We start from the raw sequence: 22,181 nt of genomic DNA on the forward strand, positions 1-22,181 counted from the left end.
GGATGAGCGGAGTAGTGAAATGAATGAGTTTCCGGTAGTACTGGTTATTAACTGTGGTTCATCCTCCATTAAATTCTCAGTGCTGGATGCAGCAAACTGTGATGTTTTAATGGCGGGAATTGCAGACGGTATTAACTCTGAAAATGCGTTCATAGCAATTAATGGAGGAGAGCCAGCTAAGCTGGCTCACCACAGCTACGAAGACGCATTAAAAGCCATTGCCGTTGAACTGGAGAAACGTAATTTAATGGACAGCGTGGCCTTAATTGGCCACCGCATTGCCCACGGCGGAAATATCTTTACCGAATCAGCCATTATTACTGATGAAGTTATCGAAAATATCCGCCGGGTATCGCCTTTAGCGCCTTTACATAATTATGCGAACTTAAGCGGAATCGAATCTGCTCAGCACCTTTTCCCAGGCGTGCAGCAGGTTGCGGTATTTGATACCAGCTTCCACCAGACGATGGCGCCTGAAGCGTATATGTACGGTTTACCGTGGAAATATTTTGAGGAGCTGGGCGTTCGTCGTTACGGCTTCCACGGCACGTCGCATCGCTATGTTTCTCAACGTGCGCATGAGCTGCTTGAGCTACCGCACGATGATTCTGGCCTGGTTGTGGCTCACCTCGGGAATGGGGCGTCTATCTGTGCGGTGCGTAATGGACAGAGCGTGGATACCTCGATGGGGATGACGCCGCTGGAAGGCCTGATGATGGGGACACGCAGCGGTGATGTGGACTTCGGTGCGATGGCGTGGATCGCCAGTGAAACCAACCAGACGCTAAGCGACCTTGAACGCGTAGTGAATAAGGAATCTGGCCTGCTGGGTATTTCCGGTTTGTCGTCCGACTTACGTACGCTGGAAAAAGCCTGGCACGAGGGACATGAGCGTGCGCAACTGGCGATTAAAACGTTTGTGCATCGTATCGCGCGTCATATCGCCGGGCATGCCGCATCGCTGCATCGTCTTGATGGGATTATTTTCACCGGTGGAATAGGTGAAAACTCGGTATTAATTCGCCGCCTGGTGATTGAGCACCTTGCTGTTTTAGGTGTGAATATCGACAGTGAAATGAATAGTCTGCCAAATTCCCATGGCGAAAGAATTATCTCCAATAAAGATGCTCATGTTATTTGTGCGGTTATTCCCACGAATGAAGAGAAAATGATTGCGCGTGATGCCATTGCGTTAGGCAAAATTAATACACCAGTAGAATTTGCATAATTAATTTTCAGCAGAGAGATTATTTTTCATGAAGGTAAATATCGATACCAGCGATATGCTGTATGCCGAAGCCTGGAATGGCTTTAAAGGTACGGACTGGAAAGAAGAAATTAATGTCCGTGATTTTATTCAGCACAACTATACACCTTATGAAGGGGATGAATCTTTCCTCGCCGAAGCCACGCCTGCGACCACAGCATTGTGGGAAAAAGTCATGGCGGGCATCCGTATTGAAAACTCGACGCATGCGCCGGTTGATTTTGATACCAATATTGCGACGACAATTACCGCACACGATGCGGGTTATATTGAACAGGAACTGGAAAAAATCGTCGGTCTGCAAACGGATAAGCCACTCAAGCGTGCTCTGCATCCGTTTGGCGGCATCAACATGATCAAAAGCTCTTTTGATGCTTATGGCCGTGAAATGGATGCTGATTTTGAGTACCAGTTTACTGAACTGCGTAAAACCCATAACCAGGGTGTATTCGACGCCTACTCTCCGGATATGCTGCGCTGCCGTAAATCCGGCGTGCTGACCGGTCTGCCGGACGGCTATGGTCGTGGCCGTATCATCGGTGACTATCGCCGCGTCGCGCTGTACGGTATCCGCTACCTGGTGCGCGAGCGTGAACTGCAGTTTGCCGATCTCCAGTCGAACCTGGAGTGGGGGCAGAATCTTGAAGCCACGATTCGCCTGCGTGAAGAGCTGTCTGAACATCGCCGCGCCCTGCTGCAAATGCAGGAAATGGCGGCGAAATATGGCTGCGATATCTCCCGCCCGGCGCGTAATGCGCAGGAAGCGGTGCAGTGGGTGTACTTTGCTTATCTGGCTGCGGTGAAATCGCAGAACGGCGGCGCGATGTCGCTGGGTCGCACCGCATCGTTCCTCGACATCTACATTGAGCGCGATTTCAAAGCGGGAATTTTAGACGAGCAGCAGGCGCAGGAGCTGATCGACCACTTCATTATGAAGATCCGTATGGTACGCTTCCTGCGTACGCCGGAATTCGACACCCTGTTCTCAGGCGACCCTATCTGGGCGACCGAAGTTATCGGCGGTATGGGGCTGGATGGCCGCACGCTGGTGACGAAAAACTCGTTCCGCTACCTGCATACGCTGCACACTATGGGCCCGGCACCTGAGCCGAACCTGACGGTGCTGTGGTCTGAACAGCTACCGATAGCCTTCAAAAAATATGCTGCCCAGGTGTCTATCATCACCTCGTCTTTACAGTACGAAAACGACGATTTGATGCGTGCCGACTTTGACAGCGATGACTATGCCATTGCCTGCTGCGTCAGCCCGATGGTTATCGGCAAACAAATGCAGTTCTTCGGGGCGCGTGCCAACCTCGCCAAAACGTTGCTGTACGCAATCAACGGCGGTGTGGATGAGAAGCTGAAAATCCAGGTCGGGCCGAAAACGGCACCGCTGATGGATGACGTGCTGGACTACGACACGGTGATGGAGAGCCTGGACCACTTTATGGACTGGCTGGCCGTGCAGTACATCAGCGCGCTGAACATCATCCACTACATGCACGACAAGTACAGCTACGAAGCTTCGCTGATGGCGCTGCACGATCGTGATGTCTATCGCACGATGGCCTGCGGCATGGCGGGTCTGTCCGTAGCGGCGGATTCTCTGTCGGCTATTAAGTACGCCCGCGTGAAACCGATTCGCGATGAAAACGGCCTGGCAATTGATTTCGAAATCGAAGGCGACTATCCGCAATACGGCAACAACGACGAGCGCGTGGACAGCATTGCCTGCGACCTGGTCGAACGCTTTATGAAGAAAATTAAGGTGTTGCCAACTTACCGTAACGCGGTGCCGACGCAGTCCATCCTGACCATCACTTCCAACGTAGTGTACGGACAGAAAACCGGTAACACGCCGGACGGACGTCGCGCAGGTACGCCGTTTGCGCCAGGGGCGAACCCGATGCATGGCCGCGATCGTAAAGGTGCGGTGGCGTCGTTAACCTCGGTCGCCAAACTGCCGTTTACCTATGCCAAAGACGGTATCTCGTACACCTTCTCCATTGTGCCGGCAGCGCTGGGCAAAGAGGACAGCGTACGTAAAACCAACCTGGTCGGTCTGCTGGACGGTTACTTCCATCATGAAGCGCATGTGGAAGGCGGGCAGCATCTGAACGTTAACGTCATGAACCGTGAAATGTTGATGGATGCCATTGAGCACCCGGAAAACTATCCGAACCTGACGATCCGCGTGTCTGGCTATGCGGTGCGCTTCAACGCGCTGACCCGCGAACAGCAGCAGGATGTTATTTCACGTACTTTCACCCAGGCGCTCTGACGCCGGAGGGACTATGAGAAAAGTTATTGCAACCGAATGTGCGCCAGGGGCGATTGGGCCTTACGTACAGGGTGTGGATCTGGGCAGCATGGTATTGACGTCAGGTCAAATCCCGGTGTGTCCACAGACCGGTGAAGTGGCGGAAAACGTAGCCGATCAGGCGCGTCAAAGCCTGGAGAACGTGAAAGCGATTGTCGAGTCTGCAGGTTTGAAAGTGAGCGATATCGTGAAGACCACCGTTTTCGTTTCCGACCTGAACGACTTCGCCACCATCAATCAGGTGTACCAGCAGTTCTTTGATGAGCACAAGGCTATCTATCCTACGCGCAGCTGCGTGCAGGTCGCTCGCTTACCAAAGGATGTGAAGCTGGAGATTGAAGCCATCGCCGTACGTGGCGACATGCTGTAATCCCTTGCGGGGCGATCTCAGGATCGCCCCGATCCTTAATGAGTGTGAAACCTGGTCTTCACTGAACGGCAATCCGAGGGTGTGGATATGATTAGCGCATTCGATATTTTCAAGATTGGCATTGGACCTTCCAGCTCCCATACCGTGGGGCCAATGAATGCAGGTAAAAGCTTTATTGATCTGTTGGTCAGCAGCGGGGAACTTCCCAGGGCCACACATATTGTGGTCGATCTTTATGGATCGCTTTCCCTGACCGGAAAAGGTCATGCGACAGATGTCGCCATCATGATGGGGCTGGCCGGTAACAGTCCGCAAAACGTTAATATAGATTCAATCGCTGGTTTTACTCAGGAAGTAGCCCGTACCGGACGTTTACCGGTGGCAGAGGGCACGCATATTGTCGATTTCTCCCCAGACGAAAATATTCTCTTTCACGCCGAAACGCTGCCGCGCCATGAAAATGGTATGCGTATCACCGCGTGGAACGGCAGCGAGACGCTGTTAAGCAAAACCTATTACTCCGTCGGCGGTGGTTTTATCGTTGAAGAGGAGCAATTTGGTCAGGCGCATGATGTTGAAGCACACGTGCCCTACAATTTTCATTCCGCCAGCGAACTGCTGAAACTGTGTGAGCGCAACGGGCTATCTGTTTCCGGCCTGATGATGCAAAACGAACTGGCGATGCGCAGCAAAGAAGAAATCGATGCTGGCTTTGCTGCCATTTGGGACGTCATGCATGCCGGGATTGAGCGCGGCATGAATACCGAAGGTGTGCTTCCGGGCCCGCTTAATGTACCGCGTCGCGCCGTGGCACTGCGTCGGCTGCTGGTTTCCAGCGACAACCTGTCCAGCGACCCGATGAACGTCATTGACTGGATCAACATGTTCGCGCTGGCCGTGAGCGAAGAAAACGCCGCCGGGTGTCGGGTGGTGACCGCACCGACCAACGGTGCATGCGGGATTATTCCCGCCGTCCTGGCCTATTACGACAAGTTCCGCCGTCCGGTGAATGCCAACTCCATCGCCCGTTATTTGCTGGCCGCGGGGGCGATAGGTGCACTGTATAAGATGAATGCCTCGATTTCGGGTGCCGAAGTCGGCTGCCAGGGGGAAATTGGCGTAGCCTGTTCAATGGCGGCTGCCGGGCTGACAGAGTTGCTTGGCGGTAGCCCGTCTCAGGTGTGTATTGCGGCGGAAATCGCTATGGAGCATAACCTGGGCCTTACCTGCGATCCGGTGGCCGGGCAGGTGCAGATTCCGTGTATTGAACGTAATGCGATCAACGCAGTGAAAGCCGTCAATGCCGCCCGCATGGCGCTACGTAGGACGTCAGAGCCACGCGTTTCGCTCGATAAAGTGATCGAGACCATGTATGAGACGGGCAAAGACATGAACGACAAATACCGTGAAACTTCACGTGGAGGCCTGGCTATCAAAGTGATTTGCACTTAACTGAATTTGTGTTTATTTCTCCTTTGGGCGCACTTGAGTGCGCCCTTTTTTTTGTTGTGATCTGCTTCAAAAATAGAAAATAATTCCATTTTGTAAATATAAAATAGAATAATTTTATTAAACATCATGAAATGAAGGGGTATTTATGTGAAGTTTTTCTCTGACCCTCGGCGTATGATTTCTCCATTCTAACGAACTCGCCTGCACGACTCGTACCGCGTATCGCATTGATGCGGAACGGAAAAATAATAAAACCTTACCCTACATTTTGAGCGAGATTTTTATGGAAACGGCAACGAATAACAGCGTAATACTCGACGCATCAGCGCCTGCGCGTCGGGCGGGAATGACCGAAAGCGAATGGCGGGAAGCTATTAAGTTCGACAGCACGGATACCGGCTGGGTCATTATGAGTATCGGTATGGCGATTGGTGCGGGGATTGTTTTTCTTCCTGTCCAGGTCGGGTTGATGGGGCTGTGGGTGTTCTTGCTGTCCTCTATCATTGGCTACCCAGCCATGTATCTGTTCCAGCGCCTGTTTATTAACACGCTGGCGGAATCTCCAGAATGCAAAGACTACCCGAGCGTAATCAGCGGCTATTTGGGTAAAAACTGGGGCATCCTGTTAGGCGCATTATATTTTGTGATGCTGGTAATCTGGATGTTCGTCTACTCCACGGCTATCACTAACGATAGCGCCTCTTATCTGCACACTTTTGGCGTTACTGAAGGTTTACTGTCCGACAGCCCGTTCTATGGCCTGGTGCTGATTTGCATCCTGGTGGCTATCTCGTCACGCGGAGAAAAACTGCTGTTTAAAATCTCCACCGGCATGGTGCTGACCAAGCTGCTGGTGGTGGCTGCGCTTGGTGTATCGATGGTGGGAATGTGGCATTTGTATAACGCGGGCTCACTGCCGCCGATGGCGCTGCTGATCAAAAACGCAATTATCACGCTGCCGTTTACCCTGACTTCAATTCTGTTTATTCAGACGCTAAGCCCGATGGTTATTTCGTACCGCTCTCGTGAGAAATCGATTGAGGTGGCACGCCATAAAGCTCTGCGTGCTATGAACATCGCATTCGGTATTCTGTTTGTCACCGTCTTTTTCTACGCCGTTTCCTTCACGCTGGCGATGGGGCATGACGAAGCGGTTAAAGCCTATGAGCAGAACATTTCCGCTCTGGCGATTGCTGCGCAGTTTATCAGTGGTGATGGTGCAGGTTGGGTGAAAATCGTCAGCGTTATCCTGAACATTTTCGCCGTGATGACCGCCTTCTTCGGTGTTTACTTAGGCTTTCGTGAAGCGACTCAGGGGATCGTAATGAACGTGCTGCGCCGCAAAATGCCAGCCGAGAAAATCAACGAAACCCTGGTTCAGCGCGGCATTATGGTTTTCGCCATCCTGCTGGCCTGGAGTGCAATTGTGCTCAATGCGCCGGTGCTGAGCTTTACCTCTATTTGTAGCCCAATCTTCGGCATGGTGGGCTGCTTGATCCCGGCATGGCTGGTCTACAAAGTTCCTGCATTGCACAAATACAAAGGCGCCTCTCTGTACCTGATTATCGTCACCGGCCTGTTGTTGTGCGTTTCTCCGTTCCTGGCATTTTCCTGAGTTATCTGAGCAAGGGTTGTTGTTATGTTTGAGACTACATTGAATCCATTATGGGATAGTTTTATTCGCGCGGTGCAGGAAGAAGTAAAACCTGCGCTGGGTTGTACTGAACCTATCTCTCTGGCTCTGGCGGCGGCCGTCGCTTCTGCTGAGCTGGACGGCGCGGTGGAACGCATTGATGCGTGGGTCTCACCAAACCTGATGAAAAACGGCATGGGCGTTACCGTGCCGGGTACCGGAATGGTCGGGTTACCTGTCGCGGCAGCGCTGGGTGCGCTGGGGGGAAATGCCCGTGCCGGTTTAGAGGTACTGAAAGACGCGTCGCCACAAGCGATTGCTGATGCGAAAACGATGCTTAACGCAGGGAAGGTTGCTGTGATGCTGCAGGAGCCTTGCGAGGACATCCTCTTTTCCCGAGCGAAGGTTTACGGTGCTGAAGGATGGGCGTGCGTGACGATTGTCGGCGGTCATACCAACATTGTACACATCGAGACCAATAACGGCGTGGTGTTCACAACAGAACAGAACGCTGAGGAAGAGAAGCAAGAGTCACCGCTGGCGGTACTGTCTCACACATCGCTGGAAGAGATTCTGGCGTTCGTAAACGCGGTACCGTTTGAGTCAATCCGCTTTATTCTTGATGCGGCAAAACTGAACGGTGCGCTGTCTCAGGAAGGACTGCGCGGCAACTGGGGCTTGCACATCGGAACTACGCTGGAGAAGCAGTGCGCACGTGGTCTGCTGGCGAACGATCTCTCCACTGCCATTCTTATTCGTACCAGCGCGGCATCGGATGCGCGAATGGGCGGGGCGACGCTGCCGGCGATGAGCAACTCCGGTTCTGGTAATCAGGGGATTACCGCCACCGTCCCAGTGATGGTGGTAGCTGAGCATTTTGGCGCAGATGAGGAGAAACTGGCGCGTGCGCTGATGCTGTCTCACCTGAGCGCTATTTACATCCATCATCAGCTTCCGCGTTTGTCTGCGCTGTGCGCGGCAACCACGGCCGCAATGGGCGCCGCGGCGGGGATGGCATGGATCGTGGATGGTCGCTACAACACCATCGCGATGGCGATCAGCAGCATGATTGGCGACGTGAGTGGGATGATTTGCGATGGCGCCTCGAACAGTTGCGCAATGAAAGTCTCTACCAGTGCGTCAGCAGCCTGGAAAGCGGTACTCATGGCGCTGGACGATACCGCAGTGACGGGGAATGAAGGCATTGTGGCGCATAACGTGGAGCAATCTATCTCTAACCTGTGTGCGCTGGCGTGTCGTTCGATGCAGGAAACCGACAAGCAGATCATTGAGATCATGGCCAGTAAGGCACATTAATCTTCAGGCCGGGTAAGGCGGAGTCGTCACCCGGCCTAAGTCAAAGCCGCCTTTTCAGGCGGCTTCTTCGTCTTCCAGCCGTAGCTCGGCATCGGCCACAATCGCTTCCAGCTCTGTCAGCATTTCTTCATAGCCGAAGGGAACTGTCTCCCGTTTTTCCGGCGCAGCCTGCGGCTGGCGTTTTTTTGATGACTTCTTGCTCAATAGTCGTACTCCCTTGATTCCAATGACTATACGGGCAAATCTATCAGCAAAGCGCGCAATGGGGTATCGGCAACTAACGTTATGTTAGTTTCATCACGAATAAATGCGCCATCACCGCAGGTAAGCGCCTCTTTTTCGGCACCTGAAGTGACCGCGTGGAACGTGCCATGGATCGACTGCAAATACGCGCGAGGTCCATGTAACTGAAAACTCAGTGATTCACCTTTTTGCAACTCAACATGATGTACCCAGACCTGCTGGCGAAGATGCAGGCTACCCTGTTCACCGTCAGGTGAAGCAAGCAGTTGATGTTTGCCGGCATTCAGCGTCGCTTTTTGCACGCAGGTGTTTTCGCGCTGCGGGCAGGCGTCCAGCCATAGCTGCATTCTGGTCAGGGGCTTATCTTTGCTGATATTGTGCTCGCTGTAGCTGATCCCAGGTTGCGTAGCGAGCAGTAACACCTCTCCGGCTTTGGCCTGAATATGGTTACCTTCGCTGTCGCGATACTCTGCTTCCCCTTCGAGGATCAGATTGACGATATCAACCTTTGGATAGGTACGTGGCTGGAAAGAGGCCCCCGGTGCCAGAACTTCCTGGTTCAGAACACGCAGCGAGGCATAACCCAGCAGTTTAGGATCAAAATAGTGTCCAAAGGAGAAGGTATAACGGGCCTGCAGCCAGCCGTAGTCTGCTTGCCCGCATTGTTTGGCTGTACGGGTAGTAATCATAGTTCTTGACCTCTCTTTACTTCCTTTTATGTTAAATGGCTAGACGCTGCATTGTTAGCCAGATATTCTGCCCGGTATGTTCAAATTTCCTGAATGAGAACGAGATGGCCAAAGAACGGGCTTTAACGCTTGAAGCGTTACGCGTCATGGACGCAATAGACAGGCGCGGCAGCTTTGCCGCCGCGGCAGATGAACTGGGACGCGTACCTTCCGCCCTCAGCTACACCATGCAGAAACTGGAAGAAGAGCTGGACGTGGTGCTGTTTGACCGCTCAGGTCACCGCACAAAATTTACCAACGTCGGGCGTATGCTGCTTGAACGTGGCCGCGTGTTGCTGGAGGCTGCGGATAAGCTGACTACCGATGCTGAAGCACTGGCCCGTGGTTGGGAAACGCATCTGACGATTGTCACTGAAGCGTTGGTGCCAACGGCGGCATTCTTCCCGCTTATCGACCGCCTTGCCGGAAAGGCGAACACGCAGCTTTCCGTCATCACTGAAGTGCTGGCCGGGGCGTGGGAGCGTCTGGAGCAGGGCAGAGCGGATATCGTGATTGCGCCGGATATGCATTTCCGCTCATCCTCAGAAATTAACTCGCGCAAGCTGTACTCGCTGATGAACGTCTATGTGGCGGCGCCGGATCACCCGATCCACCAGGAGCCGGAACCGTTGTCAGAAGTCACTCGTGTGAAATACCGGGGCATAGCGGTGGCGGATACTGCCCGTGAGCGCCCGGTGCTGACAGTTCAGCTTCTCGATAAACAACCACGCCTGACGGTGAGTACGATAGAAGATAAACGCCAGGCGCTGTTGGCTGGACTTGGCGTGGCGACGATGCCATACCCGCTGGTGGAAGCGGATATTGCGGCTGGCCGGCTGCGTGTGGTTAGCCCGGAATCGACAAACGAAATAGATATCATCATGGCCTGGCGTCGGGACAGTATGGGCGAAGCGAAGTCCTGGTGTTTGCGGGAAATCCCCAAGCTGTTTGCCGGGAAATAAGAAATACGCCCCTTCAACGGAAGGGGCGTATTTAAATTCAGGACAACTGTTTGGGGTCAACGCCGAAGCGGTTGCTCCCCGGTGTGCCGTTTTGACAGTTGAAAATAATGATGACCAACCAGCCGACGATCGGGATCAGCAGCACCAGTAGCCACCAGGCTGAACGGTCGGTGTCATGTAAACGCCGGAACTGTACCGCCCACCACGGTATAAAAACCAGAATTGCATAAATCGTTGTTAATACGCCTTCTCCCCCGGTGCGTTGCCAGCCAAACATCCTGTCTAACACGCTCAGCACGAACGTAAAGATGATGTTGACCAAAATAAACATCCAGTACTCTTTGCGCCGTGCACGACCACCAAAACCAAAGTAGTTCTTTAATACGTTTAAATACCAATCCATTTTCGCCTCGTTCTGCGTTCAATTACTTGTTTTTAAAGCAATCAAATTAAGAATAGCTGCGAATGGAATGCTGGTAAATGTTTGTAGTATTAATTATTTGGCCTGCAGATGGGTAATGCTATTCAGTTAACGCCTCAGTTTCAGAAAGTATCGCCTGTGTGGGTAGAAGTTATGAATATGCTCTCTCAGAGAAAGGGTTCCGTTCACCTCATGTTCATAGTTTCTCTGAAACACCGATTCCTGTGAACGTGTAAAGGGCGTTCTCCGCCACGCCCTTTACATTCCCGCCGGGAGCCTGGGTTGCAAGGGAGGCGGCGGTGAGCCTCCCTTGCACGTTCACGGGTATCAGCGCTTCAGAAAAGTGATACCGCTGAGGTGAACGGAACCCTGAGTCGAAATCTCATGTTCTGCAGAATGCTTAACTGACAAGCATTCCCCCCAAGGAGACCTGTGTAAATTATGCAAAACGGCTGTCACGTCCATGAGGTTCGCTGAGGTCCTGCCACGGGCCGATTGAAATAATGCCGGTCGGGTTGATCGTTTTGTGGCTACGGAAGTAGTGATTGCGGATGTGATCGAAATTGACGGTCTCCGCAATGCCTGGCATTTGGTAGATATCACGCAGAAAACCGTACAGATTCAGGTAGTCACTGATGCGGTGTTTGTCGCACTTGAAGTGGGTGACATAAACCGGATCAAAACGTACCAGCGTGGTCCACAGGCGAATATCGGCCTCGGTTAGCTGGTCGCCGGTCAGGTAGCGATGCTGACCCAGGATCTGCTCCAGCCGCGCCAGCGATTGAAAGACTTTTTCTACGGCGTCGTCGTAAGCTTCCTGGCTGGTGGCAAACCCGGCTTTATATACGCCGTTATTGACGTTGTCATAAATCCAACCGTTCAGATCGTCAATTTTACTTTGCAGAGTCGGTGGATAGTAATCCCCGGCTTTCGCGCCCAGCGCATCAAACGCAGTGTTAAACATGCGGATGATTTCTGCAGATTCGTTGCTCACGATGGTGTGATTTTTTTTATCCCACAGCACCGGAACCGTTACCCGGCCGCTGTAGTGCGGATCGGCGTGTAAATACAGTTGATAGAGAAACTCGTGCTGGTAAAGCGTATCGCCGGTGGCCGCTGGGAAGTTGTCATCAAAGGTCCAGCCGTTTTCCAGCATCAGCGGATTGACAACGGAAACGGAAATAAACGGTTCCAGCCCTTTGAGTTTACGCAAAATCAGCGTGCGATGCGCCCACGGACAGGCCAGAGAAACGTACAGGTGATAACGATCTTTTTCGGCGGCGAAGCCACCTTCACCCGTTGGGCCTGGGGCGCCATCCGCGGTGAGCCAGTTACGGAAAGCCGATGCAGAGCGTTGAAATTTCCCCCCGGTTGATTTGGTGTCGTACCAGGTGTCATGCCAGACGCCGTCAATGAGTTGTCCCATAATTTTCGCTCCTCAGATAGCAAAAGCGAGGAGATATCTCCTCGCTTTTTGATGTGTTCAGTATAGTTTGCTTACCACTTTTTATTCAGTACGCGGTCAATACTGAATGCGCCCGGACCGGTGATAGCCAGCAGCAGGAAGCCGCCTGAGATGGTCAGGTTTTTCATAAACATCAGAGAGTTCACACCTTCCGCAAAGTTGCTGTGGAAGAGGAATGCCGTCAGCAGCGTGAAGCCTGCGGTGAACAGCGCGGTAGTACGGGTCAGGAAACCGAACAGAATTGCCAGACCGCCGCCAAACTCAAGCAGAATCACCAGCGGCAACATAAATCCTGGGACGCCCATGGCTTCCATGTACTGTTGGGTACCCGCATATCCGGTGATTTTTCCCCAACCTGCGGTAATAAACAGGATTGGCATCAGAATGCGCGCTACCAGTACACCAACATCTTCTAATTTCTTCATCATACTCTCCAGGAAACCACTCAGGCGGCTTATTGTGTTTTTTTGTGCAACGACGCCGCAGAGGGCGTCATTGCTGTCGATGAAGAGAATAATAAACGTGGCTAATGAGAATTGTTAGCAAGGAAAACTGTCAGAAATTTTCAAAAAATTTGAGGTTAGGTGGAAGGTGAGGGGATCAGCCGCGCAACTGCTGTTGTCTGATGGTCGATTTCACCAGACGCCAGATGCTCCAGGCGCTAAAGCCGCGTTTGGCCCAGCGTACCAGCAGGTTCGGATTACGGATGGTGCGAACCGCCATAATACTGCTCCCGACTAACACCCAACCACGCAGGTTCAACAGCGTTTTCCAGCCGCGATCGTAGACTTCAGTAGCCTCCAGCCAGTCGCGGCGAGTGGCTGACAGATCCAGCCGTTGCTGCTGGATCTGTCCAAGCAGTTGCGCCTTACGCTGTAGACGTTCGACTTTACTGCTCATTAAGCATCATCCTCCAGGGCCTTCCTGTCGTTAGCGAGTTCATTGCGCGTATGGCGCAGCAGCGTTGTTTTACGCGCTTTTCGCAACGTCCATAGCCCACCGATAAGTGCTAAAAGCAACAGCACAACGGTAGTGGCAATCATGGCGTTCAGGCGATATTGAGGGTCGATGGCCCAGATGATAAGCACCATCAGGCTCATCAGACCAAACGCCGCAAACAGCATGGTCAGCCCAAGCATCAGCAGGATCTGGATGAGATTGGCTTTTTCCTCTTCCAGCTCAACGACGGCCAACCGCAGCCGCGTCTCTACGATCTCAACAAAAATCGTCAGGACCCGTTGTCCAATCCCCAGGACGCTTTTGCCTGGACCTTGTGCGTGTTGAGAGTCAGCCATTGTTAGCGGCGCGACAGCAGTACACCAAGCACCACACCGACCGCAGCGCCAATGCCGACGCCTGTCCATGGGTTTTCGCGCACATAGTTGTCGGCTTTAGCGGCCGCTTCACGGGTTTGCTTAGCAATCACATCGCTGGTCTCGCTCAGACGATGGCGGCTCTCGCGCAGCGCATGTTCGGCTTTGCTGCGAATTTTACTCATCTCTTCCTTCGACTTATCGCCAGAGGAGCTCAGTACTTCTTCGAGCGTATCCGCAAGGGATTTCAGTTCAGCGCGCAGATTTTCCGTAGCGTTATCTTTTGACATAGTTTTCTCCAGGTGAGTGGGTAGTTACCTTACTTAGTAATCGCGGGTCTCAAGTTCTTTCAGCTCTTTCTGAGCTTCTGCAAGCTTACGTTCGCGTTTTGCGATTTTATCCGCATCGCCTTTTTGCTTAGCTTCGGCTAAATCACGCTGACGTTCGGCTATCTCATTTTTCTGCTCTGCGATTTTTTTCTGGTGATTCGCGCGCAGTTTGCTGTCAGTACAGTTTGCCCGAACTTCACTAAGCGCTTTGTTTAACCCATTGATGCGGCTCTGATTATTGTGCTTTTCGGCATAACTAATTTCCCGCTGAATATCTTGTTCTTTTTCCTGACAGAGGGTGGACGCGTAGCTGCCGGCGCTGAGTGCGAAAAGGCTAATGGCCAAAGCGATGCGGTATTTCATTCTTGAACCTTCCATTGTGATGCGACCCGATGTTTTGTGGTCGATGCTCCAGAATAATAAAGCTGTAGGTCATAACTTCAGTTTATTAATCATAGGCACTAAACGGTGAAATCACCAAAGTGAGTGATCTAATTCAGATTCCTGGAGATTAACCAAAGCGGTGCGGTGTATCCCGTAAACGAGATAACCACTGCACTGCCTGATTGTCATCATCCTGTTGAGCGATAACGAAGCCGTGTGGCAACGTTCGGTCCAGCACGACCTTTGCGGCTGCGCTCTGCGCGCTGGAATCAAAGGTGATCAGCAGCGCGTCATTTTGCGGAGTAATGCTTTTAAAGCGAATGCCGTTGGCGTCCAGGTGATGCCAGATAGAGAAGCCATCAGGCATGCTGGCTCCCTGGTTTACAGCACGAATGGCAAGCGTTGACTCCTGCTGGCGGATGACCGACCAGGTCAGGAGCAACGCGCCGATAAACAACATAAAGGTGGTGGACCAGGCCAGTCGTCGGATCGTTATGCGTGATTTCAGCATAATTTACCCTCGGTTCCCGTATTTCTTTTTCCAGAGTACAACCAGTGAACCGGCCAGGCCAACCACCAGTAATACGACAGGAAGCAGCATCAGGCAAGACATCAACTGATCTTCATACTTAAGAAAAACAGGTGTTTTGCCCAGTAGATAGCCTAGCGTGGTCAGAATCAGTACCCACAATAGCCCGCTCATCCAGTTGAAGAACTGAAAACGTGCATTATTCAGGCCTGACAGCCCGGCAATGGTCGGCAGTAATGTTCTGACGAACGCAATGAAGCGACCGACCAACAGCGCGGATAAGCCATGCTTGTGGAAAAGATGATGCGCGCGTTGGTGATAATGAGCCGGAAGATGTGAAAGCCAGTTCTGCACAGTGCGGGTATTACCCAACCATCGGCCCTGAATATAGCTGAGCCAACAACCGAGGCTGGCTGCGGTGGTGAGTAGCAGTACCGTTTGCGGAAAACCCATTGCGCCTTTGGCAATAAGAACGCCGACCAGTACCAGCAAACTGTCACCAGGTAAAAAGGCCGCGGGTAGCAACCCATTTTCCAGAAACAAAATTGTAAACAGTACAAAATACAGCATACCAATCATGGAAGGATTGGCCAGAGTTTCAAAATCCTGAGCCCATAAAGCATTCAATAATTGAGTCAGTAGTTCCATTCAATATTCCTGGAGAATCGGTTGTTGTCATGCCGGTTTTCTGGAGTTTGTAACGCCGCAATTTTATTGGTGTTTTTTACATGGTTCGCGGTCTGACACAAATTCACGGCCTGAACTATTCCCTGTAAAGTTGTGAAGTAAGCAAGCTCTCAAACATAAAAATTCAAATAGCATCTAATTGTAACAAAGGTCAACGTTGTCCGTTATATAAATTACGGTGGTTGAACTCTGATTTTGCTGATCGCAAGGAAGTGAGGCGAGAGGATTTACACAGGCTGACACTTTATACCTAATGCTTACTGAGTGTCAGAAACAGGCGCTGTTATCGCGCCTGTGAAAGTCAGAACGTTTATTTTGTGCTGTTTGCCGCTGTATCCAGATGAACGACCGGATTTTCCGTGAAAAGGTAACGATCCGCGTTGAACTCGAAATCATCGCTGGTTTCGTTAAACAGCATCTGTTTCGTGTTCTCAAGGTGCTGCCACATCGCCAGCTTGGCTGCATGCGGATCTTTGCGAATTAATGCCCGCAGGATCTGGTCATGGTCATCACACCAGTTGTCTACCGTGCGCAGATCAATGTGATCGTGCAATTTCTTCCAGTAGGGGTTGTGAACGCGCTGAGTCCACATTTTTTCAACAATGGCGGCCAGAGCTGAGTTTTGCGTCGCTAGCGCGACCTGAACATGGAACTGCAGGTCCCATTCGGAGTCACGAAAGCTTTTTTCGTTGCGCGACTTCTCCTGGATTTCCATCAGTTTCATGATGTCCTGCTTGGTCACCTGGGTGGCGGCAAACTCGGCGATGTTGCTCTCAATAAGCTGACGCGCTTGCAGCAATTCAAAAGGACCGTAGCTGGCGAATTCCAGACCTTCGTCGGGAGCAACATAATGTTTGGGTTGGTTAGAGATGACGTGGATACCTGATCCTTTACGCACCTCAACGTAGCCTTCAACCTCGAGCATGATAATCGCTTCACGAACCACGGTACGGCTGACATTCTTTTCATCGGCAATAAAGCGCTCGGCGGGAAGTTTATCGCCCACCAGATAGACGCCTTGCTCGATGCGTTCTTTTAGATCGGCAGCAAGTTGTTGGTACAAACGTCGTGGTTCAGTGATTTCCATATGCACTCCAGGCATGATACAGCAGACTATATTTGTTATACCACTTTTGCGATGGCGGCTCTACTCGCACCGACAAAAAAGCCGCCAGTTAACTGGCGGCTCTGCATTATATACCTATGACGACTAGCGTCAGGTTAATTTTGCGTAGCGGGAGAGCCGGTTTGCGGACCTGAATCAATCTCGCTTGCCGATTTGTTCTGCAGTACCGTCCAGATGACTAACGCACCGAGCAGGTCGAATACTGCCAGTACGGCGAACAGCGGGCTAAAGCCGATGGTATCAGCCAGGGCGCCAACGACCAGGGCAAACAGAGTACTCGCCAGCCAGGCTGACATCCCCGTCAGGCCGTTAGCTGTCGCGACCTCATTGCGGCCAAATACGTCAGAAGAGAGCGTAATCAGCGCGCCAGACAGTGCCTGGTGAGCAAAACCACCGACACACAGCAGGGCAATAGCAATATACGGGCTGGTAAACAGACCAATCATCCCTGGGCCAATCATCAGCAGTGCACCCATGGTGACGACCATTTTACGGGACACGATCAGGTTTACGCCGAACCAGCGCTGGAACAGTGGCGGTAAGTAACCCCCGATGATACAGCCCAGGTCAGCGAACAGCATTGGCATCCACGCGAACATCGCGATCTCTTTCAGGTTAAAGCCGTAGACTTTAAACATGAACAGCGGGATCCAGGCGTTGAATGTCCCCCAGGCTGGTTCTGCCAGAAAACGTGGCAGTGCGATACCCCAGAACTGGCGGTTACGCAGGATCTGGCCAAGCGACATTTTCTTCGCTGTGCTGTTTTTATGCTGTGATTCCTGACCGTTAAGGATGTAATCACGCTCTTCGTCAGACAGTTTTTTCTGGTCGCGCGGGTGCTTATAGAAGACAAGCCAGGACATCGCCCAGATGAAGCTCAGGGCACCAGAAATAATGAACGCCATCTGCCAGCTGTGCATGACGATAGCCCATACGACCAGCGGCGGAGCGATCATCGCGCCAATAGAAGAGCCGACGTTAAAGTAACCTACGGCAATCGAACGCTCTTTTGCCGGGAACCATTCTGAACTGGCTTTCAGACCCGCAGGGATCATCGCGGCTTCTGCGGCACCGACTGCGCCTCGTGCCAGTGCCAGTCCACCCCAGCTACCAGCCAGAGCCGTGGCACCACAGAAGACGGCCCACAGAACGGCGAACATCGCGTAGCCTACTTTGGTGCCGAGCACATCCAGCACGTAGCCAGCAACGGGTTGCATTACGGTGTAAGCAGCAGAATACGCTGCGATGATATAGGAATACTGTTGAGTGGAGATGTGTAACTCTTCCATCAGAGTTGGCGCAGCTGCCGCCACAGTGTTACGTGTCAGGTAACCCAGCACGGTGCCAAGCGTCACCAGTGCGATCATGTACCAACGTAACCCTTTAATTTTACGCATGTAAAACCTCATCGTTTTGTTATGTCCGCTAACGAGCGGTCATCTTCCAGTCCAGGGCGGAGGATGTTCTTTTACGAAGGGCGTGACCGAAAAAAAACCGGCACTGCCCCGAACTTTGCCATGTCAATGATTGTGCTAATTCGGTTTCCGTACCGGTCAATCCGATGGCGGACCATCGGTAATTTGCATTCCGTCGGCTTATGTATCGCGACGGCAAAAAGATAACTTGTCATACAGCTTTAAAAGGTGAGTGCCATCACAAAAGTGTGAATCTTCGTGTGGTCATTAATTCGATTCAGCAAAGCCAGTGCTGGCGCGGCTTGCCGTGAGTTTCACCTCTTTGAGAGTAATTTTTTTGTCATCATTTGTTGATCTAACTCACGAAAATATCTTCAGCGCATGGAAATTGGTGTGATAACTTTGACAACATCAAAACATAAGCAATCTGACGCACTCGCTGAGAGGAAGACGATAATGACCCCGTTTATGACTGAAGATTTCCTGCTGGATACCGAATTTGCCCGCCGTCTGTATCATGATTACGCTAAAGACCAGCCAATCTTCGACTACCACTGCCATTTGCCGCCGCAACAAATCGCGGATAACTACCGTTTTAATAACCTGTATGACATCTGGCTGAAAGGTGATCACTACAAGTGGCGCGCCATGCGCACTAACGGCGTCGCTGAACGCTTGTGTACCGGTGATGCGTCCGATCGCGAGAAGTTTGATGCATGGGCCGCGACGGTCCCACACACCATCGGTAACCCGCTCTACCACTGGACGCATCTTGAACTGCGTCGCCCATTTGGTATTACAGGTAAGCTGTTGTCTCCTGCAACTGCCGATGAAATCTGGAATCAGTGCAACGAATTGCTGGCGCAGGATCGGTTTTCCGCACGTGGAATCATGCAGCAGATGAATGTGAAAATGGTCGGCACCACCGATGACCCGATCGATTCTCTGGAGCATCACGCAGCGGTCGCGAAAGACAGCACCTTTGCTATCAAAGTGCTGCCAAGCTGGCGTCCGGATAAAGCCTTCAACATTGAACTGGCGACCTTTAACGATTACATGGCGAAGCTCGGTGAAGTGTCCGACACCGAGATCCGCCGCTTTACCGACCTGCAAACCGCGCTTACTAAACGTCTTGATCACTTTGCTGCGCACGGCTGTAAAGTCTCCGACCATGCGCTGGATGTGGTGTTGTTTGCCGAGTCTAACGAAGCTGAACTGGATAACATCCTGGCGCGTCGTCTGGCGGGTGAAACCCTGAGCGAGCATGAAGTTGCCCAGTTCAAAACTGCCGTACTGGTGTTCCTTGGCGCTGAATACGCACGTCGCGAATGGGTGCAGCAGTACCACATTGGCGCACTGCGAAATAACAACCTGCGTCAGTTCAAACTGCTGGGCGCGGATGTCGGTTTCGACTCCATTAACGATCGTCCGATGGCTGAAGAACTGTCCAAACTGCTAAGCAAGCAGAATGAACAGAACCTGCTGCCGAAAACCATCCTGTACTGCCTGAACCCGCGCGATAACGAAGTGCTGGGCACCATGATCGGTAACTTCCAGGGCGAAGGTATGCCGGGCAAAATGCAGTTCGGTTCCGGCTGGTGGTTCAACGACCAGAAAGACGGGATGGAACGTCAGATGACCCAACTGGCACAGCTCGGTCTGCTGAGCCGTTTTGTGGGTATGCTGACTGATAGCCGCAGCTTCCTGTCTTACACGCGCCATGAATACTTCCGCCGTATTCTGTGCCAGATGATTGGCCGTTGGGTTGCCGCCGGTGAAGCACCTGCCGACATCCAGCTGCTGGGTGAGATGGTGAGAAATATTTGCTTCAACAATGCGCGTGATTACTTCGCCATTGAACTGAACTAAGAGCCTATCCATTAGGCTATTTTACTTGCCAGTTTGAACCTGGGCAGTGCTCAAAATCCTCACGTACTGCGTGTACGCTCCGGTTTTTGCGCGCTGTCCGTGTCCAAACTGGCTGCGACAATATACGCCTACTGAGATAGGCTCTAAGGTCCGGGTTGATATGCAATACATCAAGATCCATGCGCTGGATAACGTCGCGGTAGCGCTCGCTGATTTGGCTGAAGGGACGGAAGTTACCGTTGATGGTCAGGTCGTCACCCTGCGCCAGGCGGTGACTCGCGGTCATAAATTCGCTTTACGCGATATTGCGAAAGGCGAAAACGTCATTAAATACGGTTTGCCAATCGGCCATACGCTGGCGGACGTTGCGGCGGGTGAGCATATTCATGCTCATAACACGCGCACCAATCTGAGCGACCTGGACACGTATCGCTACCAACCTGATTTCCAGCCGGAAGTCGCGCAACCTGCCGATCGCGATGTGCAGATTTATCGTCGCGCGAACGGTGACGTTGGGGTGCGTAATGAACTGTGGATCCTGCCAACCGTAGGCTGCGTCAACGCCATGGCGCGCCAGATGCAGAACCGTTTCCTGAAAGAAACGAATGACGCTGACGGTATCGACGGCGTGCATCTCTTCAGCCACACCTACGGCTGCTCGCAGCTTGGCGATGACCACATCAACACTCGCACCATGCTGCAAAACATGGTGCGTCACCCGAATGCGGGGGCGGTGCTGGTGGTTGGCCTCGGTTGTGAAAACAACCAGGTGGATGCTTTCCGCGAAACGTTAGGGGAGTATGATCCTGACCGCGTTCACTTTATGGTCTGCCAGCATCAGGAAGACGAAGTGGAAGCAGGGATTGAACATCTCCATCAGCTGTACAACGTGATGCGTAACGATAAGCGCGAGCCGGGTAAGCTCGGCGAGCTGAAGTTTGGTCTGGAATGTGGCGGATCTGACGGCTTGTCCGGGATCACCGCTAACCCGATGCTGGGACGTTTCTCTGACTACGTGATCGCCAACGGCGGGACTACCGTGCTGACTGAAGTTCCGGAGATGTTCGGTGCCGAGCAGCTATTAATGGACCACTGCCGCGATGAAGAAACCTTCGGTAAGCTGGTGACCATGGTCAATGACTTCAAGCAATACTTCATTGCTCACGACCAGCCGATCTACGAGAACCCATCGCCGGGGAACAAAGCGGGTGGTATCACCACGCTGGAAGATAAATCACTGGGCTGTACACAGAAAGCGGGTTCCAGCAAAGTTGTCGATGTACTACGCTACGGTGAACGCCTGAAAACGCCTGGTCTGAATCTGTTAAGTGCTCCGGGTAATGACGCCGTTGCGACCAGTGCGCTGGCGGGGGCGGGCTGCCATATGGTGTTGTTCAGTACCGGGCGCGGTACACCGTACGGCGGTTTTGTACCGACGGTGAAAATCGCGACCAACAGCGAGCTGGCCGCGAAGAAAAAGCATTGGATCGATTTTGATGCCGGGCAGCTAATCCACGGTAAAGCGATGCCGCAATTGCTGAACGAGTTTGTCGATACCATCGTTGAGTTTGCTAACGGCAAGCAAACCTGCAATGAGCGCAACGATTTCCGGGAACTCGCGCTGTTTAAGTCGGGAGTGACGCTGTAATAAATCCCTGATGGTGCCTGCAGGTCTGCGCAAACCGTAGGCCTGATAAGCGTAGCGCCATCAGGCACAAACCGTTGCCGGATGCTGGCGAACGCGCCTTATCCGGCCTACAAAATGGAGTTGGGGTTGCTTGCATGACCGCGTATTGGCTGGCCCAGGGCGTAGGTGTCATCGCCTTTCTGATCGGTATTACCACTTTTTTTAATCGTGACGAGCGCCGGTTCCGGCTACAGCTCGCCGTCTATAGCGCCACCATTGGCGTGCATTTTTTCCTGATGGGGGCCTGGCCCGCGGGAATGAGCGCTGAGCTTAATACCATCCGCACGCTCGTCTCAATGCATACCCGCAAACTGTGGGTAATGACCGTTTTTATTGTCCTCACGCTGGTTCTTGGGTTGGCAAAATTGCAGCATGCTATGGAGCTACTGCCTATTATTGGCACGCTTGCCAGTACCTGGGCACTGTTTCGTTGCAAAGGGCTAACCGTGCGCTGTGTGATGTGGTGTGCAACCGCCTGCTGGGTTGTTCATAATTTCTGGTTAGGATCGATTGGCGGGACGATGATCGAAGGCAGCTTTCTGGTGATGAACGGCCTGAACATTATCCGCTTTCGGCGGATGCAAAAGCGCGGAATTGATCCGTTCAAAATTGAAAAAAGCGTACAGCAAGATAACCCCTCCGCCCGCTGACGGAGGGGAGA

At 52.4% G+C, this 22,181-nt stretch carries 23 protein-coding genes; 10 read left to right on the plus strand and 13 right to left on the minus strand.

Annotated features, from left to right (window positions below):
- Positions 1-19: 19 nt before the first annotated feature.
- The 6 genes from tdcD (at position 20) to G8S19_RS02855 (ending at position 8,362) form a co-directional block, all read left to right on the plus strand.
- Positions 20-1,228, plus strand: a complete 1,209-nt coding sequence (gene tdcD / locus G8S19_RS02830; protein ID WP_137376534.1) for a propionate kinase — start codon at positions 20-22, stop codon at positions 1,226-1,228.
- A 28-nt stretch (positions 1,229-1,256) separates the two neighbouring features.
- Positions 1,257-3,551 (plus strand): formate C-acetyltransferase, encoded by a 2,295-nt coding sequence (pflB, locus tag G8S19_RS02835; protein WP_048213356.1) that lies wholly within the window; start codon positions 1,257-1,259, stop codon positions 3,549-3,551.
- 13 nt (positions 3,552-3,564) lie between these two features.
- Positions 3,565-3,960 (plus strand): enamine/imine deaminase, encoded by a 396-nt coding sequence (locus tag G8S19_RS02840; protein ID WP_048213355.1) that lies wholly within the window; start codon positions 3,565-3,567, stop codon positions 3,958-3,960.
- Between the two features lie 87 nt (positions 3,961-4,047).
- Positions 4,048-5,412 (plus strand): L-serine ammonia-lyase, encoded by a 1,365-nt coding sequence (tdcG, locus tag G8S19_RS02845; protein WP_061068663.1) that lies wholly within the window; start codon positions 4,048-4,050, stop codon positions 5,410-5,412.
- Between the two features lie 283 nt (positions 5,413-5,695).
- Complete coding sequence (locus G8S19_RS02850; RefSeq protein ID WP_048213353.1) at positions 5,696-7,027, plus strand: amino acid permease; 1,332 nt, start codon at positions 5,696-5,698, stop codon at positions 7,025-7,027.
- 24 nt (positions 7,028-7,051) lie between these two features.
- A complete protein-coding gene (locus G8S19_RS02855; RefSeq protein ID WP_253686040.1) occupies positions 7,052-8,362 on the plus strand; it encodes a serine dehydratase subunit alpha family protein in 1,311 nt (436 codons plus the stop codon).
- Positions 8,363-8,416: 54 nt separating this feature from the next.
- Here G8S19_RS02855 and G8S19_RS02860 read toward each other — a convergent pair whose 3' ends face one another.
- Both G8S19_RS02860 and G8S19_RS02865 read right to left on the minus strand, forming a co-directional pair.
- Positions 8,417-8,566 carry a hypothetical protein gene (locus tag G8S19_RS02860; RefSeq protein ID WP_086523462.1) on the minus strand — a complete coding sequence of 50 codons (150 nt, stop codon included), beginning with the start codon at positions 8,564-8,566 and terminating at the stop codon, positions 8,417-8,419.
- 26 nt (positions 8,567-8,592) lie between these two features.
- Entirely contained in the window at positions 8,593-9,294 is a 702-nt protein-coding gene (locus G8S19_RS02865; protein WP_101742427.1) for a pirin family protein, read from the minus strand.
- A 104-nt stretch (positions 9,295-9,398) separates the two neighbouring features.
- On the opposite strand from G8S19_RS02865, the gene yhaJ reads away from it, so the two are divergent.
- Positions 9,399-10,295, plus strand: coding sequence for a DNA-binding transcriptional regulator YhaJ (gene yhaJ, locus G8S19_RS02870; RefSeq protein ID WP_048213350.1), 897 nt, complete (start codon positions 9,399-9,401; stop codon positions 10,293-10,295).
- Positions 10,296-10,332: 37 nt separating this feature from the next.
- On the opposite strand, the gene G8S19_RS02875 is transcribed toward yhaJ, so the two are convergent.
- From G8S19_RS02875 to exuT, 11 genes are all read right to left on the minus strand, one after another.
- Complete coding sequence (locus G8S19_RS02875) at positions 10,333-10,698, minus strand: DUF805 domain-containing protein (protein WP_101742428.1); 366 nt, start codon at positions 10,696-10,698, stop codon at positions 10,333-10,335.
- 457 nt (positions 10,699-11,155) lie between these two features.
- A complete protein-coding gene (gene yqjG, locus G8S19_RS02880; RefSeq protein ID WP_101742429.1) occupies positions 11,156-12,142 on the minus strand; it encodes a glutathionyl-hydroquinone reductase YqjG in 987 nt (328 codons plus the stop codon).
- 71 nt (positions 12,143-12,213) lie between these two features.
- Positions 12,214-12,606: a DoxX family protein gene (locus G8S19_RS02885; protein WP_048213347.1), complete on the minus strand. Its 393-nt coding sequence runs from the start codon at positions 12,604-12,606 to the stop codon at positions 12,214-12,216.
- Positions 12,607-12,781: 175 nt separating this feature from the next.
- Positions 12,782-13,081, minus strand: a complete 300-nt coding sequence (locus G8S19_RS02890) for a YqjK-like family protein (protein WP_048213346.1) — start codon at positions 13,079-13,081, stop codon at positions 12,782-12,784.
- Entirely contained in the window at positions 13,081-13,476 is a 396-nt protein-coding gene (locus tag G8S19_RS02895; protein WP_048213345.1) for a phage holin family protein, read from the minus strand. Before G8S19_RS02895 ends, G8S19_RS02890 begins: the two co-directional genes overlap by 1 nt.
- Positions 13,477-13,478: 2 nt before the next feature.
- Positions 13,479-13,784 carry a YqjD family protein gene (locus G8S19_RS02900; protein ID WP_003024832.1) on the minus strand — a complete coding sequence of 102 codons (306 nt, stop codon included), beginning with the start codon at positions 13,782-13,784 and terminating at the stop codon, positions 13,479-13,481.
- A gap of 33 nt (positions 13,785-13,817) precedes the next feature.
- Complete coding sequence (locus tag G8S19_RS02905) at positions 13,818-14,186, minus strand: DUF1090 domain-containing protein (protein WP_048213344.1); 369 nt, start codon at positions 14,184-14,186, stop codon at positions 13,818-13,820.
- 148 nt (positions 14,187-14,334) lie between these two features.
- Positions 14,335-14,718 (minus strand): EnvZ/OmpR regulon moderator MzrA, encoded by a 384-nt coding sequence (gene mzrA / locus G8S19_RS02910; RefSeq protein ID WP_048213343.1) that lies wholly within the window; start codon positions 14,716-14,718, stop codon positions 14,335-14,337.
- 3 nt (positions 14,719-14,721) lie between these two features.
- Positions 14,722-15,384, minus strand: coding sequence for a DedA family general envelope maintenance protein YqjA (yqjA, locus tag G8S19_RS02915; protein WP_005131462.1), 663 nt, complete (start codon positions 15,382-15,384; stop codon positions 14,722-14,724).
- Between the two features lie 349 nt (positions 15,385-15,733).
- On the minus strand, positions 15,734-16,510 hold the full coding sequence (gene exuR / locus G8S19_RS02920) for a transcriptional regulator ExuR (protein ID WP_005131459.1): 777 nt from the start codon (positions 16,508-16,510) through the stop codon (positions 15,734-15,736).
- 134 nt (positions 16,511-16,644) lie between these two features.
- The gene (exuT, locus tag G8S19_RS02925; RefSeq protein WP_048213342.1) at positions 16,645-17,946 is read right to left on the minus strand and encodes a hexuronate transporter ExuT; all 1,302 of its coding nucleotides are present in this window, start codon (positions 17,944-17,946) and stop codon (positions 16,645-16,647) included.
- 474 nt (positions 17,947-18,420) lie between these two features.
- On the opposite strand from exuT, the gene uxaC reads away from it, so the two are divergent.
- The 3 genes from uxaC (at position 18,421) to G8S19_RS02940 (ending at position 22,170) form a co-directional block, all read left to right on the plus strand.
- On the plus strand, positions 18,421-19,833 hold the full coding sequence (gene uxaC, locus G8S19_RS02930) for a glucuronate isomerase (RefSeq protein WP_048213341.1): 1,413 nt from the start codon (positions 18,421-18,423) through the stop codon (positions 19,831-19,833).
- Positions 19,834-19,993: 160 nt separating this feature from the next.
- The gene (locus tag G8S19_RS02935; RefSeq protein WP_048213340.1) at positions 19,994-21,481 is read left to right on the plus strand and encodes a UxaA family hydrolase; all 1,488 of its coding nucleotides are present in this window, start codon (positions 19,994-19,996) and stop codon (positions 21,479-21,481) included.
- Positions 21,482-21,615: 134 nt separating this feature from the next.
- Positions 21,616-22,170 carry a YgjV family protein gene (locus G8S19_RS02940; protein WP_048213339.1) on the plus strand — a complete coding sequence of 185 codons (555 nt, stop codon included), beginning with the start codon at positions 21,616-21,618 and terminating at the stop codon, positions 22,168-22,170.
- Positions 22,171-22,181: the final 11 nt, after the last annotated feature.

Source organism: Citrobacter sp. SX206 (genome assembly GCF_024181025.1).
Classification (GTDB): domain Bacteria; phylum Pseudomonadota; class Gammaproteobacteria; order Enterobacterales; family Enterobacteriaceae; genus Citrobacter; species Citrobacter youngae.

Excerpts from the sequence above, each read along its gene's own strand:
- tdcD (WP_137376534.1), top strand. The coding sequence starts at position 20 with ATGAATGAGTTTCCGGTAGTACTGGTTATTAACTGTGGTTCATCCTCC.
- pflB (WP_048213356.1), top strand. The coding sequence starts at position 1,257 with ATGAAGGTAAATATCGATACCAGCGATATGCTGTATGCCGAAGCCTGG.
- G8S19_RS02840 (WP_048213355.1), top strand. The coding sequence starts at position 3,565 with ATGAGAAAAGTTATTGCAACCGAATGTGCGCCAGGGGCGATTGGGCCT.
- tdcG (WP_061068663.1), top strand. The coding sequence starts at position 4,048 with ATGATTAGCGCATTCGATATTTTCAAGATTGGCATTGGACCTTCCAGC.
- G8S19_RS02850 (WP_048213353.1), top strand. The coding sequence starts at position 5,696 with ATGGAAACGGCAACGAATAACAGCGTAATACTCGACGCATCAGCGCCT.
- G8S19_RS02855 (WP_253686040.1), top strand. The coding sequence starts at position 7,052 with ATGTTTGAGACTACATTGAATCCATTATGGGATAGTTTTATTCGCGCG.
- G8S19_RS02865 (WP_101742427.1), bottom strand. The coding sequence starts at position 9,294 with ATGATTACTACCCGTACAGCCAAACAATGCGGGCAAGCAGACTACGGC.
- yhaJ (WP_048213350.1), top strand. The coding sequence starts at position 9,399 with ATGGCCAAAGAACGGGCTTTAACGCTTGAAGCGTTACGCGTCATGGAC.
- G8S19_RS02875 (WP_101742428.1), bottom strand. The coding sequence starts at position 10,698 with ATGGATTGGTATTTAAACGTATTAAAGAACTACTTTGGTTTTGGTGGT.
- yqjG (WP_101742429.1), bottom strand. The coding sequence starts at position 12,142 with ATGGGACAACTCATTGACGGCGTCTGGCATGACACCTGGTACGACACC.
- G8S19_RS02885 (WP_048213347.1), bottom strand. The coding sequence starts at position 12,606 with ATGAAGAAATTAGAAGATGTTGGTGTACTGGTAGCGCGCATTCTGATG.
- G8S19_RS02890 (WP_048213346.1), bottom strand. The coding sequence starts at position 13,081 with ATGAGCAGTAAAGTCGAACGTCTACAGCGTAAGGCGCAACTGCTTGGA.
- G8S19_RS02895 (WP_048213345.1), bottom strand. The coding sequence starts at position 13,476 with ATGGCTGACTCTCAACACGCACAAGGTCCAGGCAAAAGCGTCCTGGGG.
- G8S19_RS02900 (WP_003024832.1), bottom strand. The coding sequence starts at position 13,784 with ATGTCAAAAGATAACGCTACGGAAAATCTGCGCGCTGAACTGAAATCC.
- G8S19_RS02905 (WP_048213344.1), bottom strand. The coding sequence starts at position 14,186 with ATGAAATACCGCATCGCTTTGGCCATTAGCCTTTTCGCACTCAGCGCC.
- mzrA (WP_048213343.1), bottom strand. The coding sequence starts at position 14,718 with ATGCTGAAATCACGCATAACGATCCGACGACTGGCCTGGTCCACCACC.
- yqjA (WP_005131462.1), bottom strand. The coding sequence starts at position 15,384 with ATGGAACTACTGACTCAATTATTGAATGCTTTATGGGCTCAGGATTTT.
- exuR (WP_005131459.1), bottom strand. The coding sequence starts at position 16,510 with ATGGAAATCACTGAACCACGACGTTTGTACCAACAACTTGCTGCCGAT.
- exuT (WP_048213342.1), bottom strand. The coding sequence starts at position 17,946 with ATGCGTAAAATTAAAGGGTTACGTTGGTACATGATCGCACTGGTGACG.
- uxaC (WP_048213341.1), top strand. The coding sequence starts at position 18,421 with ATGACCCCGTTTATGACTGAAGATTTCCTGCTGGATACCGAATTTGCC.
- G8S19_RS02935 (WP_048213340.1), top strand. The coding sequence starts at position 19,994 with ATGCAATACATCAAGATCCATGCGCTGGATAACGTCGCGGTAGCGCTC.
- G8S19_RS02940 (WP_048213339.1), top strand. The coding sequence starts at position 21,616 with ATGACCGCGTATTGGCTGGCCCAGGGCGTAGGTGTCATCGCCTTTCTG.